The organism is Shouchella rhizosphaerae, from assembly GCF_036700015.1.
Classification (GTDB): Bacteria; Bacillota; Bacilli; order Bacillales; family Bacillaceae_D; genus Shouchella; species Shouchella rhizosphaerae.
The window spans coordinates 1,616,292-1,631,743 of record NZ_CP144921.1; the positions used below are offsets into that span (position 1 = coordinate 1,616,292).

A 15,452-nucleotide genomic window follows, 5' to 3' on the forward strand; every position below is an offset into this window, starting at 1 on the left:
ACTTTTTTCAGTATACCTTCTTCCGACATATTTCGCAACTTCCTTTTCTTAGTGGATATGAAATCTGGTATAATGGCTAGTAGACGTTGGAGGGATTTCGAAAATGGCAACTGTAGACAAACCACTACCCCCGACCGATTGGAAAGTAGTGGACAATAGCAAAACATATTTGAAAGAAAGCGCGCTTCGTTCATTTGCTTTTGACGATACACTATGCACGCTTGCAGGAAAAACGGGGCAATCGTTTATCCGTTTTTGGGTTCACGAAAACACGATTGTGCTCGGTACACAAGACACACGCCTTCCCTTTATCCGCGAAGCAATTGAATTTATTGAGCAAGAAGGCTATCGTGCCGTTGTTCGCAACTCCGGCGGATTAGCCGTTTGTTTAGATGCAGGCATATTAAATCTATCGCTTGTGTTTCCAGGGGAAGCAACCTTTTCCATTGATGAAGGCTACGAACGAATGGTAACGCTTGTTAAAGCGATTTTTAAAGAGGAACAAATTGAAGCAGGAGAAATTGCTGGATCTTACTGTCCGGGAAGTTACGATTTGAGCATCGATGGCAAGAAATTTGCAGGCATTTCCCAGCGAAGGATTCGAGGCGGTATTGCTGTACAAATATACCTTTGTGTACAAGGAAGCGGCAGCGCTAGAGCTGCATTTATCCGCTCTGTTTACAATAAAGCTGTGCAAACGAGTAAACCAGCGTTTTCCTATCCTGACATTAAACCTGAAGTGATGGCGTCTTTGTCTGAACTGACAAACGTACCTTATTCGATCGAAACCATTATTGGACGGGCGAAAACAGCTATTCTTGAAAGCGGCGGGCAATTAGAGTCAGCGGTTCTTTCACCTGAAGAAGAGCTGCTGTATGAAACACAGCTTGAACGGGTCATTGACCGCCACAATCGTTGTTTACGCTAAAAAAGGAGAAAAAAGGCCTTGGATTGTTTTACTCCAAAGCTTTTTTTGCATCAAAAGGGCCAAGCAGCGTTTAAACTCCTTGTCCTGTTTTTTGTGTAATAGCTTGCATTCCTGTTATTAAGCTTAGTTTGTATACATCGTCAACATTACAACCACGGGACAGATCGTTAACTGGCTTGTTTAACCCTTGCAAAATTGGGCCAATCGCATCATACCCGCCAAGGCGTTGCGCAATTTTGTAGCCAAGGTTTCCTGATTCGAGGCTTGGAAAAATAAATACGTTAGCTTCTCCTTTTAAAGGGGAATCAGGCGCTTTCTTTTGGGCAACTGCAGGAACAAAAGCAGCGTCAAATTGAAATTCACCGTCAATGATAAGGTCAGGACGGCTTTCTTGCGCAATTTTAGTAGCAGCAGACACTTTTTTCGTTTCTTGCGATGAAGCAGAACCAAGCGTTGAAAAACTAAGCATCGCGACTTTTGGTTCAATACCAAATAGCTTCGCGGTATCCGCTGTAGCAGTAGCAATTTCCGCCAGTTCTTCTTCATTTGGCGATATGTTGATCGCGCAATCACCAAAGACAAATTTTTTGTCTTCTTTGACCATGACAAAAACGCCAGACGTGCGCTTAATCCCAGGTTGTGTTTTAATAATCTGTAAAGCTGGGCGGACCGTATCTCCCGTAGAATGGGCAGCACCGCTAACAAGGCCGTCGGCTTTTTCCATGTAGACAAGCATTGTCCCAAAATAGTTCACATCTTGTAACAGCTTGCGTGCAGACTCCTCCGTTTCTTTGCCTTTGCGCCGGGCAACGAAGGCGTCAACCATTTCATCGATTCCAGGGTATGTCTCTGGATTGTAAATCGTTATTCCTTCTAGTGTAATCTTTAATTTATCAGCAAGCGCTAAAATCGCATCGTTATCCCCTATGACAATCGGTTTTACAACGTTATCGGCAGCAAGTTTGGCCGCTGCTTGCAATACCCGTTCGTCTGTTCCTTCAGGCAAGACGATACTTGGCTTATGAGACTCTACTTGCCGTTTAATGTCAGCAAATAAATCGCCCACGATTTAACCTCCTTAAAAAGTCATCATTTCCTTCTATATTTAGGATACCCCTCTTTATTTAAAAAGGAAACCTCCTTTGCTGAAGCGTCAATTTTAAAAATCCTCATTTAGATTACGCTTCCATATAAGGAAAGGGTTTTCAAGCCTATCAGTCGAATACTAAAAGGATAAAGGAGGATGCAATGTCGATGGATCAACCACTTATAACACTCCAAGTCGAGGACAAAGTCGCCACAATTACGATTAACAGGCCAGAAGTCAAAAATGCATTAAATGACGCTTGCCACGAACAGTTGTACAACCTGCTTTCGGAAGCAAATGAACGGGAAGACGTGACCGTGATTGTCCTAACAGGCAGTGGCGATGCTTTTTGTTCAGGTGCTGATTTAAAGTCAATTGATTTAGCGGAACAAGAGCATTTTAATTATGGAAAGGCGCTGCGGGAAACCTATAACCGCCTCATTGCTTTCATGGTGCACATTGGCAAGCCGCTTATCGCCGATATAAATGGCACTGCCGTAGGCGCTGGTTTGAGCATTGCCCTTGCTTGTGATTTTCGCGTCGCCCGCAAAGAAGCACGATTTGCGCTAGGCTTTTTAGAGATAGGGCTTGTGCCTGATGCCGGTGCATCCTACTTTTTGCCGCGTTTGATTGGCTACCCGCAAAGCTTGGAACTAGCAATTAAAGGAATGTTCGACGCCGATGAAGCAAAAGCAATGGGCCTTATCCATAGCATTGGCGAAGCCACGCCTTATATTAAACGCTGTAAACAATTGCCTTCTACCGCTTACCGGCTCATGAAACAAAATTTCCGCGAAAGTTTTGACCACCACTTAGCGGAACTACTGGAAATGGAAGTCACGGCCCAGCGGGAAGCAGGAGCCTCTCGTGAACACCGCTTGGCGCTTGAGCGTTTCTTAAAAGTACCGGCAAACGGAAAAGCCCTAAACATGGAAGACTCGAAAAGGTAACGATCCGCTGGCTTATTGGCCAGCGGATCGTTCCTTATGTACTTCTTTTTTTAGCTTTCATCCTGCAGCCACATTTGCCCGGTGATGATTTGCTTGATTCGCTCCAGCGGGTGAAAAAACGTCCATCTATGTTATAGTGGAGGTAATATAAATATACTGGAGGTCCATCTACAATGAATGAAGCTGCAAAAACATTGGACGGCTGGTACGTCTTGCATGATTTTCGCAAAATTGACTGGAATTCCTGGAAAACCGTTTCTGCCTCAGAACGGGAACAAATGCTCAATGAATTTGAAGCACTTGTGTCGAAATGGGAAGGGACGGAAAAAGCCGGAAAAGGCAGCCATGCCCTCTATTCGATTGTCGGTCAAAAAGCAGACATCATGATTATGCTGCTGCGCCCGACAATGGAAGAATTAAATGAGATTGAGAATGCCTTTAACAAATCAGGGCTTGCCGCTTATATGATTCCAACGTATTCATACGTTTCCGTTGTAGAATTGAGCAATTATTTAGCTGGTGATTCAGATGAAGATCCGTATGAAAACCCATATGTGCGCTCACGCTTATATCCAGAATTGCCGCGGTGGAAGCATGTCTGTTTCTACCCGATGGACAAGCGCCGCGAAGGCAACGACAATTGGTATATGTTGCCGATGGAAGAGCGTAAAAACCTCATGCGCAGTCACGGCATGATCGGACGCGGCTACGCAGGCGTTGTGAAACAAATCATTTCCGGTTCTGTCGGATTTGACGATTGGGAATGGGGCGTCACCCTCTTTTCAGACGACGTCCTGCAATTTAAGAAGCTTGTTTACGAAATGCGTTTCGATGAAGTTTCTGCCCGTTACGGCGAGTTTGGCTCTTTTTACGTAGGCAACATTCTTGAAAAAGAGCGGATTCCCGCTTATTTCCATATTTAAAAAACAGCCTTGACTCACGTCAAGGCTGTTTTTAGACTGTAGACAAACGCTTTCCCTACATAGCCGTTTGCTTACGCTTTGTCTTTTTGCACTTCTTCTTTTGTCATATTAGGGCGGACAATAATAAAGTACGTTTGAACAATCATAAACAAGTTACCAACTACCCAATAAAGAGCAAGCGCAGATGGCAATGTAATTCCAGCAATCACGATCATAACTGGCATAATGTAAAGCATGATGTTCATTGGATTCGGCATGCCTTCGCCCAATGGGTTCGCTGGCATTTGGCTCATAGACATTTTAAACTGGACAAACGTCGTAATGCCGGCAATGACAGGCAAAATATAGTCAGGGCTGCCTAAGTTAAACCATAGGAACGCGCTAGCCGGGCCCACGCCAATTTCTTCGGTCCGCATAATCGCAAAATAAAGTGCCATTACGATTGGAATTTGCACAAGTGCAGGCAAACAGCCAGCAGCAGGATTCACACCATGTTTTTGATAAAGACTCAACATCTCGGCTTGTACTTCCCGTTGTTTTTCTGGATTGCCTTGTGCTTTTTTCATTTTCTCCTGAATTTCTTGCATTTCAGGACGGAGCACCTGCATCGCCCGTGTGCTCTTTTGCGACTTTAATGCAAGGGGCAAAATCAGCAAACGGATCAAAATCGTCACAATAATGATGCCCCAACCAAAATGTCCCCCTGTCAAATCAGAAAAAAAGGTAATCAAAAATGACATCGGGTAGACGAAAAATGAGTTCCAAAAACCAGTTGATTCAGCTGTGATCGGTTCATTCGTGTTACAGGCTGCTAAAACGAAAGCAACCATTACTACGCTAAGCGTAAGCATAACTTTCTTTTTATTCATTTCTTTCTTTTCCTCCCTTTGTTGTCTATGCAGCTATCTGTTGGTGCATGCAACAAGGGTAAGGACCATCATCGTCTTGGCAGCCTTTGTCGCGGAAATAAGGAATTTTTGGCCGCGCCCACAGCGCCAAGGGGCGGACTGGAGTCATGTCCACACAGCCTGTCTTATCCGTGTCATGGACTGTACGCTTCATCCGCATGTGCATGCGACGGAGCTTGAAATTTTCATAGGCAACCATCGCAACCACAACCATGACAGGGGCTACGCTGACCCATAACATCGGCAACTCCATTATAAGGTCAATCACATCATCCGCCTCCTTTCTGCCTCGATTCACAATATTTCCATCTTACCATACTCGTATCTTCAGGACAAACCTTTGCCGCGCTTACTTTTCCTTTTTCGACAAAGCCAACGCTTGCTTTATGCCTTCTTTCATCGACACTTTGCCATACATCAAAACCCCGCCTTTATACACACGGGCAGCCAAAATATTGACGGCGACCACACTTGCTATTAAAAGCGCAAACAAGAGCGCAATTTCCCAGCCAGCAATGACGCCCATGCCAATACGCATTGTCAAAAGCTGTGGTGTAAAAAATGGAATGTAGGAGGCAACCGTAATAAATGGCGCATCTGGAGTGCTTAAGCCAAATGAAACGATAAAGAATCCAGCCATGGCGATAAAGGTCAGTGGCTGTATCGATGAATTGACGTCTTCCGTTCGGCTGACGAGGGCGCCCAATGTAGCCGCAATGCCGCCAAACAAGAAATAGCCAAGAATCGTTAAGAAAAACGCGTAACCGAGCAAGCTCATGTCAATCAAATCGCCGCTTAAAAGATCGCCAATCTCATTCCCGCCAATCAACATGCCAATTGCTAAAGCAGCGACAATCGCAACCATATTGACGACGCCGACAAGGCCAATGCCGACTAGCTTGCCAAACATTTGCACGACCGGATTGACGCTAGAAACAATCAGTTCCATCACACGAGAGGACTTTTCGACGGCTACCTCTGTGGCTATCATCACACCAAAAGAAACAATGATAAAAAACAACACATAGGTCACGCCTAAGACAGTAAAGGACGCTTGCATTTGCGATTCTTCCGTCTCTATCGCAGCCCCTTCTTCCAAAGGTTCCTGTGCAAAGGAGATTGGTTCAAAAATAGCGGCAAGGTCAGACTCGCTTAAATTAAGCGCACTTGTTAATACGGCTTCTTTGACGCGCTGCACTTCCTGCTCAATCGCAGCTACCGCTTCGTAATCATCGCCCCCGCCATAGAGTGTGGCGTCTAATTCACTTTGCGATCCGCTTAAATGAAGGACATAATCATAGTCGCCGTCTCGGGCGCTTTCGAGAGTTGCTTTCAATGATGCATCTTCTACGACTGCAAATGAATACAACGATTCCTCAGGAGATGTTGCAAGTATCGTTGCCACGTCCCCTGCGTTTTCGGTTTCATCGATAATGGCGACTTGCTGGACTTCATTTTCCTCATCGCCTGAAAAGGCAGAGATGATTGATGAAATGTTTGTGGCAATAATGACAATCGCCATGATGACCACTGTAGAAATGATAAACGATTTTGCCTTTAGCCTGCTTCCCGCAGTATGGCCGACTATCGTCCAAAAATTATTCATTCGCCCCGCCTCCCACTTGGTCAATGAAAATATCATGCAAGCTCGGTTCTTCTACTTCAAATTTGCGGACAAAGCCTTTTTCGGCTACGCGGGCGAACACAGCTTTTGCCGCTTCTTCATTTTCGACCCGAGCGATGACGCCGTTTTTAATTGGTGTCAAATTAGTTACATGAGGATCAGAAGCTAAAAACGACAAATCATAATCAGCGTGAATTGAGACACTTTTTATGCCGTAGCCCCGTTTAATATCAGTCAGGCTGCCTTGCAGTACCGCTTTCCCACGCTTTAGCATGATAATGTCTTCACACATTTCCTCGACATTGCGCATTTGATGGCTTGAAAACACAATTGTCGTGCCAAGTTCCTGTAAATAACGGACCGCATTTTTCAGCATGTCGGAGTTTACTGGATCAAGGCCGCTAAACGGTTCATCTAAAATTAACAGCTCTGGCTTATGGAGCACTGCTGCAATAAATTGGATTTTTTGTTGATTCCCTTTCGACAGTTCTTCCACTTTCTTTGTTTCATATTCTTCCACTTGGAACCGTTCAAGCCAATGCTTGATCTCTTTGTGGATTTCTTGCACTTTCATTCCTTTTAATTTCCCTAAGTACGTAAGTTGATCGCGGACAGTAAGTTTTGGGTACAGCCCCCGTTCTTCAGGCAAGTAGCCAATCAAATGGGTATTTTTATAAGAAAGTTGCTTGTTTTCCCAAGTAATCGACCCTTCCGTTGGCTCGAGCAATCCTAAAATCATTCGAAATGTCGTTGTTTTTCCAGCTCCATTCGCGCCAAGCATCCCGAACATATTGCCTTTTTCAACGCTAACGGAAATCCCGTCGACGGCAACATGTTGGTTGAACCGTTTGCGCACTTGCTTAATTTCAAGCGTCATCTTCCATCTCCCTTTCTTGGATAAGCAACCGTAAGATCTCTGCCATTTTAAGCGGCTGCTTCATAGTAATTTCGAAACCGGCGGCAAGCATCGCTGCTTCTGTTTGCCCATTGTCACTTGAAATGATTTCGATTTGTGGTCCTCTCTGTATTACGGAGTGCACCCCGGCCATGTTTCGCACAACATTTAAATCGGCAACCGCCCAAAAGCGAGCCCAACTGCTCAGCAACGTGTCTTTTTCATAGTAGCCTGTCTGTTTGCCGTCTTGCACGCAAATAATAAAATCGGCTAAATCTTTAATTTCATCAGGCACATGACTCGAAAAGACAATCGCCCTTTCTGGGTCTTCTTCCAAGTACTGAAGCCATTCGTTACGGAGCCATTCTTGTGATTCAATATCGACGCCTGCAAAAGGCTCATCCATAATGAGCACTTTAGAGTTTCTGGAAAGTGCTAAAACGGCAAGTGCGACTCTCTGCATACCCCCGGAAAATTGGCTTATTTGTTTATTGAGCGGCAGACGGTACTGCTCCACAAGCTGCAAAAACCGCTGTTCGTTCCAAGTTTGAAAGCCAATCCGGTATATGGCGGCTAAATGAGAAAGCGTGTACTTTTCAAACGATTTGCTTGTTTGTGGAATAAAGGCGAGCTGATTTTTCCACTCCCTCTCTCCCACTTGTTGGCCAAACCGTTCGATTGTCCCTGCATCGGGATGTACCATGCCAGATATCATCCGTAAAATCGTGCTTTTTCCTGAGCCATTTTTCCCTACGAGAGCCGTAACGGTTCCTCGTTCAACCTGAAAGGAAATCGGACCCGTTGAAAAACGAGCGTCCACCCGCTTTTCGATCTCCGTACATACGATCATCTTTCTTCCCCCCCTTCTAAAACGGCAGCAAACCAATTGGACAGCTCTTCCTTGCTATAACCATAGCTGCGCCCTACTGCGGCAGCTTGCTCTAACGCTTTTTGCACGGCTTCTTGTTTTTGTTCCGACTGGTCTTGCATGCTCATTTCGCTCACAAACGTTCCTTTCCCTTGGATCGTTTTAATGTAGCCTTTCTGCTCAAGGTTTTGATAGGACCGCCTCGTCGTAATCACACTGCAAGACAGTGACGCGGCTAGTTTCCGAATCGATGGCAATGCCGTCCCAGCTGGAAGTTGGCCGCTCACAATCAACGATTTCAGCTGTGCTTCGATTTGATCGTAAATGGGGGTGCGGCTTGACTCATCTAGTTGAATCGGCAACCGATCAGACATAGTAATCCACCTTTTCAAAAGCGGATGAGACCACTTTGAACGTTACGAAAAACTGGATAACAAGCAACACAAACAGCACTGCCAACGTCACCTGCGGCGTATGGTGTAAAAAATAAATAACAATGCCGAAGAACCATAAATCACTGAGCCATCCAACCAATGATAAAACAATAACGACAGGGGCCATCCAAGCAAAAAATTCTAACCAATCCCGATGGCGGTATGTCCGGGCGTAAGGCTCACATGCCACCCATATAAGCCCGCTCACCCACGTTAGGAGTAGCCAAGCTAATGCCGCCTTTACGCCCCAAAAGGGCGAATGTCCGATTAAAAAAGCACTGGCAAAAATCGATACATTGAGAAAGGCGTTAGCCACTAAAATAAAAGCCGACATGCTTAACATCCGGTTTAGCGCCTTTTCACTATTTTTGAGCGGCATCATTTTCAAAAGCACGTAAATATCAGGCACGGCCACTTTGCCGTATGGATCCCGTATCCGATAAGCTTCCCCGCGCACAAAAAAAACGGGGAAGAAAAACCACACCACGAACAATACGACGCCTAAGCCTGGGGCAATAATCCCATTTTCAATCCGTGGCCCAATGTCAACAACAAGCATGCTATACAAGACGCCCCATAGCAAAGCCGTTGCCACAATCCCGATCCAACGGCCAATTCCCATTTTCCGGAACTCGACTAGCAGCAGTTTGAAGGCATTCGCCATATGCAACAGTCCTTTTCAATGTTCATCTGTTTATATCTACATACACAGTATTACACACCTTTTCTTTCTGTGCAAGTAAAAAAAGTAAATCACGTTATTCCGCTTCTAGTTTTTCAAATGGATATAAGCTGAAGTCTCTTATCTAGGGCATATTCTTATTTGCCCGATCATATCTTTAAAAACGACTCGATTTAAGCATAAACCCCGTTTTTTAAGCTTTTCTTATTGTTGGCAGATCGATCCGTTCACCAACTTGCGTGCATTCATAAGTGGAGGTGTCAAATTGGCTGTTATTCAAGCATCAACCAATGATATTGATATGCTGGCCCGTCTAATAAGAGCAGAGGCAGAAGGTGAAGGCGAAGAAGGCATGCTGATGGCAGGAAATGTGATGGTCAACCGTGTCCGCGTCGACTGTCTTGATTTCTCAAATGTAAGAACAATTCCGCAAATGGCGTTCCAATCCCCTGGTGGATTTGAGGCGGTTCAGAAAAGCTATTTTTATCAAAGGGCACGAGAACGGGAACGGCGCTTGGCGCGGCGGCTCGTAAACGGGGAAAGAACCCACCCAGCCAGCTTTTCGCTCTGGTTTTTCCGGCCTGAAGGCGCCTGTCCGGCGCAATGGTGGGGGCAATGGAATGCCGGGCGTTTCAAAAACCACTGTTTTTACCAGCCGCTCGAAGCAGAGTGCGCCGAAGTGTTTAGCACATTTTAAGGATAGAAAGGGTGGCAAACATGTATTCATACGATGAGAATGAAGCCAATCGCCAGCAACAAGGATACGGCCAATATGGAGGCCAAGGGCAAGGGCAACAACAAATGGTGCAACAACCGCAATTTTCAGCACAAGGGTACCAAGTGCCTGGTTTTGTGCAGCAACAACAAACTCCGCCTGCTGGGCAAGGAGGCATGTTGCCGTTAGAACAATCGTTCATTGAAAACATTTTGCGTTTAAACCGGGGCAAATTTGTAACCGTCCATCAAACATTTGAGGGCAATAGCGAATGGAATGCGCGAGTCTTTCGCGGCAGGATTGAAGAGGCAGGGCGCGACCACATTGTACTTGGAAACCCCGAGACAGGCGAGCATTACTTGCTGTTAATGGTCAACCTCGACTTCGTTACATTTGATGAGCCAATCGCCTATACATACCAGTATGGATATGAACCAGGCTTGTCTCAATACCCGCCTCGTTAAAGAATGAACGGCTGAGCGTTGCTCAGCCGTTCTTAGTTATAAATGCCGCATTGCTGCCAACCCTAGCAATACCCAGCCGACGATAAATGCAACGCCGCCAATTGGCGTAATCGCCCCTAGCTTTGTGATTCCCGTTAATGCCATGACATAGAGGCTGCCTGAAAATAGGACGATCCCGGCTAAAAACGCCCAGCCTGCTCCATTCACAAGCCCAGAGCTGCCTAGTTTAAGAGCAAATAAGCCGGCTGCAATTAAGCCAAGCCCGTGCACCATGTGGTAGTGAACACCAGTCTGATAGTTGCTCATCATCCGCTCACTTATTTTTCCGTCAAGCCCATGGGCGCCGAATGCGCCAATCGCTACACCAAGTGCCATCGCCAGTGCGCCCAACAGTAAAAAAAGTTTTGCCACGCTATCATCACCTCCACTTGTTTCGTTTATGCTTTCACTATAGCATAGTTCCTTACTAGCAACACGCCATGCGCAATGCAGAAAATGGTATAATTGAATGAAACGTGAAGAAAGGATGAACGATTGGTGATTGCGATTAGGCGCTATAGCGCAGCCGATTATGAAGCGTTGCTGCAAATCCAAAAAGAAGCGTTTCCGCCGCCGTTTCCTTCAGAGTTATGGTGGACCGTAGAACAAGTCGAAGCACACGCAACTATTTTCCCAGCAGGCGCTTTGCTTGCTGAAGTCAATGGCGAAGTCGCTGGTTCGGCCACTTCCCTTCTTGTCCGTAACGCCGACCGCTCTCATACATGGGAAGAAATAAGCGACAACGGCCTCATCCGCGCTTCCCACCAACCTGACGGAGACACACTGTATGGCATTGACTTATGTGTCCGTCCCCGTTACCGTGGCAAAGGGGTTGCCGCAGCACTCTATGAAGCGCGCAAGCAGACGGTTCTCCAACTCGGTTTAACACGGTTTGCCGCTGTCTGCCGCATTCCTGGCTATCATGCCGTTTCAACAGAAATTGGACCGGAACAATACGTTTCCGAAGTAAAAAACGGCAAGCGCAGCGACCAAGTCCTTTCGTTTATGATAAAGCAAGGGCTCACTCCTACCCATGTGCTTAACGGTTATGTAGAAGACGAAGAATCGTTGAACTATGGCGTTTTTGTGGAGTGGCGCCCTCCTGGCCGTTAAACGTTTAAGCCCCGCCTAAAACATAGGCGGGGCTCAGACGGTAGACAAACAATCGCATAATTCGTCGTTTGCCTCGGTCCTATTACTTGGTTTCATCGAGCCGCTGCTTAAACACATCAAACCCTTCTTGGACTTGTTTTGGATTGGTTGTCAGCTTGCTGACAACATAAATCACAAGGGCAGCGACAATAAAGCCAGGCAACAACTCATAAACTCGTTCATCCATGCCAAGAAATGCATAAAGGTTCGTATTGGCCCAAATGACAACGACAAGCGCCCCAGCACCCATACCTGCAAGCGCTCCCCATTTCGTCATCCCTTTCCAGTAAAGAGCAATCAACATCACAGGTCCAAAAGCAGCGCCAAATCCAGCCCAGGCATAACTGACAAGCTCTAGAATGGTACTGTTTTGTTGCCAAGATAAAGCTAAAGCGACCAATGAAACGACTAAAACCGCGCCGCGTCCAAGCATGACCATTTCACGATCGCTCGGTTTTCGTTTTAAAAACGTCTTATAAATATCTTCGGTCAGTGAACTGGATGTGACGAGCAATTGCGAGGAAATCGTACTCATTACGGCAGCAAGAATGGCGCTAAAAATAAAGCCGATCACATATGGGTGAAACAACATATCGCCCATAACAACAAAGACCGTTTCCGAGGCTTCTGCTGTCTCTAAGAAAACCCCTTCCCCTGTTAAATAAGCTCTACCGACAAGGCCAGTAAACATGGCGCCAACAATAGACAATACCATCCAAGTCATGCCAATGCGCCGCGCCGGTTTTGCCTCTTTCGCCGTCCTTAGCGCCATAAACCGGACAATGATATGGGGCTGCCCGAAATAACCAAGCCCCCAAGCAAGAGACCCTATAATGCCAATAACCGACACGCCACGGAAGATATCCATTAAAAGCGGATCGATGTCGCGGATTTGCGTAAAGGTGCTTGAAACCCCGCCAACCTCAGCCAGTGCAAAAGCTGGCACAAGCAATAACGCCAACATCATGACGCCGCCTTGGACAACGTCTGTCCAGCTCACTGCTAAAAAACCGCCAAACAGCGTGTATGCAATCGTCACTCCTGCCACAATCATAAGCCCTGTCCGGTACTCTATTCCAAGCACCGACTCAAATACGACACCACCGGATACCATGCCTGACGAAACATAGAGCGTAAAAAAGCCAATGATGATCAAACTTGACAGCATGCGCAATAGTTTGGATGTGTCATTAAATCGGTTTTCTAGAAAGGCTGGAATGGTAATCGAATCATTCGCCGTTTCTGTATAAGTGCGCAACCTTGGAGCAAGAAAAACCCAGTTTAAATAAGCGCCTAAAATTAAGCCAAATGCCAGCCAGCCGGCGCCAATGCCTGTCAAATACATCGAACCAGGCAAAGCCAACATTAACCAACCACTCATATCAGAAGCGCCTGCGCTCAACGCCGCAACTGTTGGCGAAAGACCTCTGCCACCGAGCGTATAATCGGAATGGCTTACTGTTTTTTTATAGCCATAGTAGCCAATCACTAGCATAATCAGCAAATAAATTATAACGGAAACAATAATTTCATAACGAATGAGCATCTACATCCTTTCTACTAAAAGGCAGCCTCTTTTAAGAGGGCGACTTTATCAAAAATCAAGTAAATTTCGCTTTTCCTCTTGTTCACCTTCCGTTTCGGCCAAAGGGGAACCAAGTTCCTTCGTTTCCGGAACTCGCTTTTGAACAGGCAATGGATACGAAATCGGCTTTGTTTTCTCTTGCTGTAACCTAGACTCAAGAGGATGCCCTTTTAACAACTGGCAATAGCTCTCCAACACAGCAGCCGCTTCTTTTAATTCATCCCCGTCATTGTCTTTAACGGCTTTCGCGATTCTCCCCATCTGCCGTTCCATTTGCAACAGTACATCTTCTGCGTGTATATGCATAAACGCCTCCTTTCTCATCATGGAAAAACGAATGCGGCAACGTGGGGCTTGTAAAAGGAAAGACCGCCACGTTCGCTCATGATGAAATCAACTTATTCATCATAGCATGGTGCATTGCCTTAAAGAAAATCGTGTTTTCACGGCGAAAAACGAGTCCGTTTTCATTTCTCCAGGTTAAGCTAGGTCACCTCTCTAATTCGCTAGAAACAGCAACGATTCTCATTCTTCTTCTTTTATTCTCCAAAAAGAGCTTGCTCCCTTTATTTTCTTAGAGCAAGCTCTTTATAAATATCCCCGAGGCAATAATAGCCCGCGTGTTCTGCCAGTGTAATATGTTTCGCCCAAAGCTTGGCCGTCATACGTGCATCCGCTAAAGCATGGTGGCGTTGGTTAATCGCTATCCCATAAGCATCGCACCATTCATCAAGTGTTTGAAACTGCTGGTGGGCGGCGGTTATATTTGTTAAAAACGTTGTATCGATGAGCCGATGTGTAAACGTACGGCCTAGCTCTTGCCATGTCGCATGGCGCATAAACTTGCGCTCATGGGCGGCATGGTGTGCAACAAGTGTGGCTGCGCCAGCAAAGTCATAGAATCGTAGCAACACGTCATTAATTGGCGGAGAATGGTCTAGCTCCTGCAAAGACAAACCGGTCAGGCGCAGCACCTCCTCACATGGAGGCTGTTTTGGTTTAATCGTCTCATAAAAATGATCGTTGTGAACTTCATTTCCAGTTACTTTCACAGCCCCTATCGATAGAATGCCATCGCCTTGGTCTGGATGGAATCCGCTTGTTTCTAAATCAAATACAACGATCGGGAGCTGTGCAAAAGGAATGTGGAGGACATCGAGCTGGGCTTCCTTTTGAAAACGGCGGAAACGCGCCATTTGGGCGGCATTCCCCGTTTCTGCTGCCGACATGGCGAACCCGAAGCGATTTGATAATTGCCGCATAAATTGCATCATGCTATTCATCATTTGCTTCCGCCTGCCTCAACGATTTTCTGGATTGTTTCATAAAGGCGGCGCCCTTCTTTTGCCCATGTTTTCAAGTCATTGCGTTCTTCTTTTGTCAATTGGCTAGGGATAATGTATTTATAAGAAGAAAACTGCTTAATCCAGTAAGCCCGCTGTTCAAATAAGGAGGCAAAAGAGCGTTCAGCTTCCTCAAAACCGCTTCCCGGCGGAAGTGCCGCGAATCGTTCTAAAGTTGACGTAGCCATCATGCGCTGCTGAAGAGCGAGCAAGCGCATGCCGTTGACATACGGAAACAGAATCTGCTCTTTCACATTTAAGGCCCCTTGGTGTTCACCGCGCTGTTCAACAAGGAGCTGCCCAAATAAATTGCGGACTTGCGGCATTCTTCCGGTATTGTCAGCAAACCGTTTCATTAAGTGGGGAGAGCGTTCCATTTGGGTAAACAATTGTTTTTTCAAGTCTAAAACAAAGGCATGTTCTCCTAGAATTGTCCGGGCATCGAAAAATGTGAGAACATAGCGCACATGTTCAAACGTATCTTTTGTGAGCCAATGTTGCAGCTGTTGAGACCATTTTTCGGCTGAACCGCACCACCGTTCACATGAGGCCATCACGCCGCCAACACAACGTTCATAGCCGGCAGCTTCAAGCTGTGTCACAATCCTTTCGCCAAAGGTTAAAAAATAGGGCAAATGGCGATCATCTTCTCCTTTGAAAACAATGCCGTGGTCTTGGTCACTGTCATAAATTTGCTCCTTGCGCCCCGCGCTGCCCATAACAAAAAAGGCAAAGGGAGCAGGGAATTCTCCCAGCTCCTTTTTTATTTCTTCTCCTGCATTCGAAACAGCAGCATGTAATTTTTGTTCATGGTAAGCCTGCAGTTCTTTTGCATAGGCAAATGGTTTGCTCATG

At 46.1% G+C, this 15,452-nt stretch carries 19 protein-coding genes; 6 read left to right on the forward strand and 13 right to left on the reverse strand.

Annotated elements, in window-relative coordinates; translation table 11 throughout:
* Positions 1-103: 103 nt before the first annotated feature.
* On the forward strand, positions 104-928 hold the full coding sequence (locus tag V5G21_RS08120) for a lipoate--protein ligase family protein (RefSeq protein WP_011248743.1): 825 nt from the start codon (positions 104-106) through the stop codon (positions 926-928).
* A 70-nt stretch (positions 929-998) separates the two neighbouring features.
* On the opposite strand, the gene pta is transcribed toward V5G21_RS08120, so the two are convergent.
* Positions 999-1,994, reverse strand: a complete 996-nt coding sequence (gene pta / locus V5G21_RS08125; protein ID WP_011248744.1) for a phosphate acetyltransferase — start codon at positions 1,992-1,994, stop codon at positions 999-1,001.
* Between the two features lie 182 nt (positions 1,995-2,176).
* Here pta and V5G21_RS08130 point away from each other — a divergent pair, with 182 nt between their 5' ends.
* Complete coding sequence (locus V5G21_RS08130; RefSeq protein WP_257204953.1) at positions 2,177-2,965, forward strand: enoyl-CoA hydratase/isomerase family protein; 789 nt, start codon at positions 2,177-2,179, stop codon at positions 2,963-2,965.
* 173 nt (positions 2,966-3,138) lie between these two features.
* Positions 3,139-3,888: a hydrogen peroxide-dependent heme synthase gene (gene hemQ / locus V5G21_RS08135; protein ID WP_011248746.1), complete on the forward strand. Its 750-nt coding sequence runs from the start codon at positions 3,139-3,141 to the stop codon at positions 3,886-3,888.
* Positions 3,889-3,959: 71 nt separating this feature from the next.
* Here the strand turns inward: hemQ and yidC are convergent, their stop codons facing one another.
* From yidC to V5G21_RS08170, 7 genes are all read right to left on the reverse strand, one after another.
* Entirely contained in the window at positions 3,960-4,757 is a 798-nt protein-coding gene (yidC, locus tag V5G21_RS08140) for a membrane protein insertase YidC (RefSeq protein ID WP_011248747.1), read from the reverse strand.
* Positions 4,758-4,782: 25 nt separating this feature from the next.
* Positions 4,783-5,064, reverse strand: a complete 282-nt coding sequence (locus tag V5G21_RS08145; RefSeq protein WP_011248748.1) for a hypothetical protein — start codon at positions 5,062-5,064, stop codon at positions 4,783-4,785.
* A gap of 81 nt (positions 5,065-5,145) precedes the next feature.
* Positions 5,146-6,402, reverse strand: coding sequence for an ABC transporter permease (locus V5G21_RS08150; RefSeq protein WP_011248749.1), 1,257 nt, complete (start codon positions 6,400-6,402; stop codon positions 5,146-5,148).
* Complete coding sequence (locus V5G21_RS08155) at positions 6,395-7,297, reverse strand: ABC transporter ATP-binding protein (RefSeq protein ID WP_011248750.1); 903 nt, start codon at positions 7,295-7,297, stop codon at positions 6,395-6,397. The genes V5G21_RS08150 and V5G21_RS08155 overlap by 8 nt, the downstream gene beginning before the upstream one ends.
* Positions 7,287-8,165, reverse strand: a complete 879-nt coding sequence (locus tag V5G21_RS08160; RefSeq protein WP_011248751.1) for an ABC transporter ATP-binding protein — start codon at positions 8,163-8,165, stop codon at positions 7,287-7,289. Before V5G21_RS08160 ends, V5G21_RS08155 begins: the two co-directional genes overlap by 11 nt.
* Entirely contained in the window at positions 8,162-8,557 is a 396-nt protein-coding gene (locus V5G21_RS08165; RefSeq protein WP_011248752.1) for a GntR family transcriptional regulator, read from the reverse strand. The genes V5G21_RS08160 and V5G21_RS08165 overlap by 4 nt, the downstream gene beginning before the upstream one ends.
* Positions 8,550-9,281, reverse strand: coding sequence for a hypothetical protein (locus V5G21_RS08170; protein ID WP_011248753.1), 732 nt, complete (start codon positions 9,279-9,281; stop codon positions 8,550-8,552). The genes V5G21_RS08165 and V5G21_RS08170 overlap by 8 nt, the downstream gene beginning before the upstream one ends.
* 283 nt (positions 9,282-9,564) lie before the next feature.
* On the opposite strand from V5G21_RS08170, the gene V5G21_RS08175 reads away from it, so the two are divergent.
* Complete coding sequence (locus V5G21_RS08175; protein WP_011248754.1) at positions 9,565-9,996, forward strand: cell wall hydrolase; 432 nt, start codon at positions 9,565-9,567, stop codon at positions 9,994-9,996.
* A gap of 20 nt (positions 9,997-10,016) precedes the next feature.
* Positions 10,017-10,478, forward strand: a complete 462-nt coding sequence (gene gerQ, locus V5G21_RS08180) for a spore coat protein GerQ (RefSeq protein ID WP_035205848.1) — start codon at positions 10,017-10,019, stop codon at positions 10,476-10,478.
* Between the two features lie 36 nt (positions 10,479-10,514).
* On the opposite strand, the gene V5G21_RS08185 is transcribed toward gerQ, so the two are convergent.
* The gene (locus tag V5G21_RS08185; RefSeq protein ID WP_011248756.1) at positions 10,515-10,889 is read right to left on the reverse strand and encodes a DUF423 domain-containing protein; all 375 of its coding nucleotides are present in this window, start codon (positions 10,887-10,889) and stop codon (positions 10,515-10,517) included.
* 126 nt (positions 10,890-11,015) lie between these two features.
* Between V5G21_RS08185 and V5G21_RS08190 the strand changes: the two genes are divergently transcribed.
* Positions 11,016-11,630, forward strand: coding sequence for a GNAT family N-acetyltransferase (locus V5G21_RS08190; RefSeq protein ID WP_212929897.1), 615 nt, complete (start codon positions 11,016-11,018; stop codon positions 11,628-11,630).
* An 82-nt stretch (positions 11,631-11,712) separates the two neighbouring features.
* Here the strand turns inward: V5G21_RS08190 and putP are convergent, their stop codons facing one another.
* The 4 genes from putP to V5G21_RS08210 all read right to left on the reverse strand — a co-directional run bounded on the left by putP (position 11,713) and on the right by V5G21_RS08210 (position 15,451).
* Positions 11,713-13,215: a sodium/proline symporter PutP gene (gene putP, locus V5G21_RS08195; protein WP_011248758.1), complete on the reverse strand. Its 1,503-nt coding sequence runs from the start codon at positions 13,213-13,215 to the stop codon at positions 11,713-11,715.
* Between the two features lie 48 nt (positions 13,216-13,263).
* The gene (locus V5G21_RS08200) at positions 13,264-13,560 is read right to left on the reverse strand and encodes a YwdI family protein (protein ID WP_011248759.1); all 297 of its coding nucleotides are present in this window, start codon (positions 13,558-13,560) and stop codon (positions 13,264-13,266) included.
* Positions 13,561-13,820: 260 nt separating this feature from the next.
* The gene (locus V5G21_RS08205; protein ID WP_050749004.1) at positions 13,821-14,540 is read right to left on the reverse strand and encodes a 3'-5' exonuclease; all 720 of its coding nucleotides are present in this window, start codon (positions 14,538-14,540) and stop codon (positions 13,821-13,823) included.
* Entirely contained in the window at positions 14,537-15,451 is a 915-nt protein-coding gene (locus tag V5G21_RS08210; RefSeq protein WP_095316432.1) for a DUF294 nucleotidyltransferase-like domain-containing protein, read from the reverse strand. Before V5G21_RS08210 ends, V5G21_RS08205 begins: the two co-directional genes overlap by 4 nt.
* Position 15,452 lies beyond the last annotated feature (1 nt).

Bases quoted from the DNA above. Each gene is read 5' to 3' on its own strand.
- V5G21_RS08120 (WP_011248743.1), top strand. From the start codon at position 104: ATGGCAACTGTAGACAAACCACTACCCCCGACCGATTGGAAAGTAGTG.
- V5G21_RS08130 (WP_257204953.1), top strand. From the start codon at position 2,177: ATGTCGATGGATCAACCACTTATAACACTCCAAGTCGAGGACAAAGTC.
- hemQ (WP_011248746.1), top strand. From the start codon at position 3,139: ATGAATGAAGCTGCAAAAACATTGGACGGCTGGTACGTCTTGCATGAT.
- yidC (WP_011248747.1), bottom strand. From the start codon at position 4,757: ATGAATAAAAAGAAAGTTATGCTTACGCTTAGCGTAGTAATGGTTGCT.
- V5G21_RS08150 (WP_011248749.1), bottom strand. From the start codon at position 6,402: ATGAATAATTTTTGGACGATAGTCGGCCATACTGCGGGAAGCAGGCTA.
- V5G21_RS08155 (WP_011248750.1), bottom strand. From the start codon at position 7,297: ATGACGCTTGAAATTAAGCAAGTGCGCAAACGGTTCAACCAACATGTT.
- V5G21_RS08160 (WP_011248751.1), bottom strand. From the start codon at position 8,165: ATGATCGTATGTACGGAGATCGAAAAGCGGGTGGACGCTCGTTTTTCA.
- V5G21_RS08165 (WP_011248752.1), bottom strand. From the start codon at position 8,557: ATGTCTGATCGGTTGCCGATTCAACTAGATGAGTCAAGCCGCACCCCC.
- V5G21_RS08170 (WP_011248753.1), bottom strand. From the start codon at position 9,281: ATGGCGAATGCCTTCAAACTGCTGCTAGTCGAGTTCCGGAAAATGGGA.
- gerQ (WP_035205848.1), top strand. From the start codon at position 10,017: ATGTATTCATACGATGAGAATGAAGCCAATCGCCAGCAACAAGGATAC.
- putP (WP_011248758.1), bottom strand. From the start codon at position 13,215: ATGCTCATTCGTTATGAAATTATTGTTTCCGTTATAATTTATTTGCTG.
- V5G21_RS08200 (WP_011248759.1), bottom strand. From the start codon at position 13,560: ATGCATATACACGCAGAAGATGTACTGTTGCAAATGGAACGGCAGATG.
- V5G21_RS08205 (WP_050749004.1), bottom strand. From the start codon at position 14,540: ATGATGAATAGCATGATGCAATTTATGCGGCAATTATCAAATCGCTTC.
- V5G21_RS08210 (WP_095316432.1), bottom strand. From the start codon at position 15,451: ATGAGCAAACCATTTGCCTATGCAAAAGAACTGCAGGCTTACCATGAA.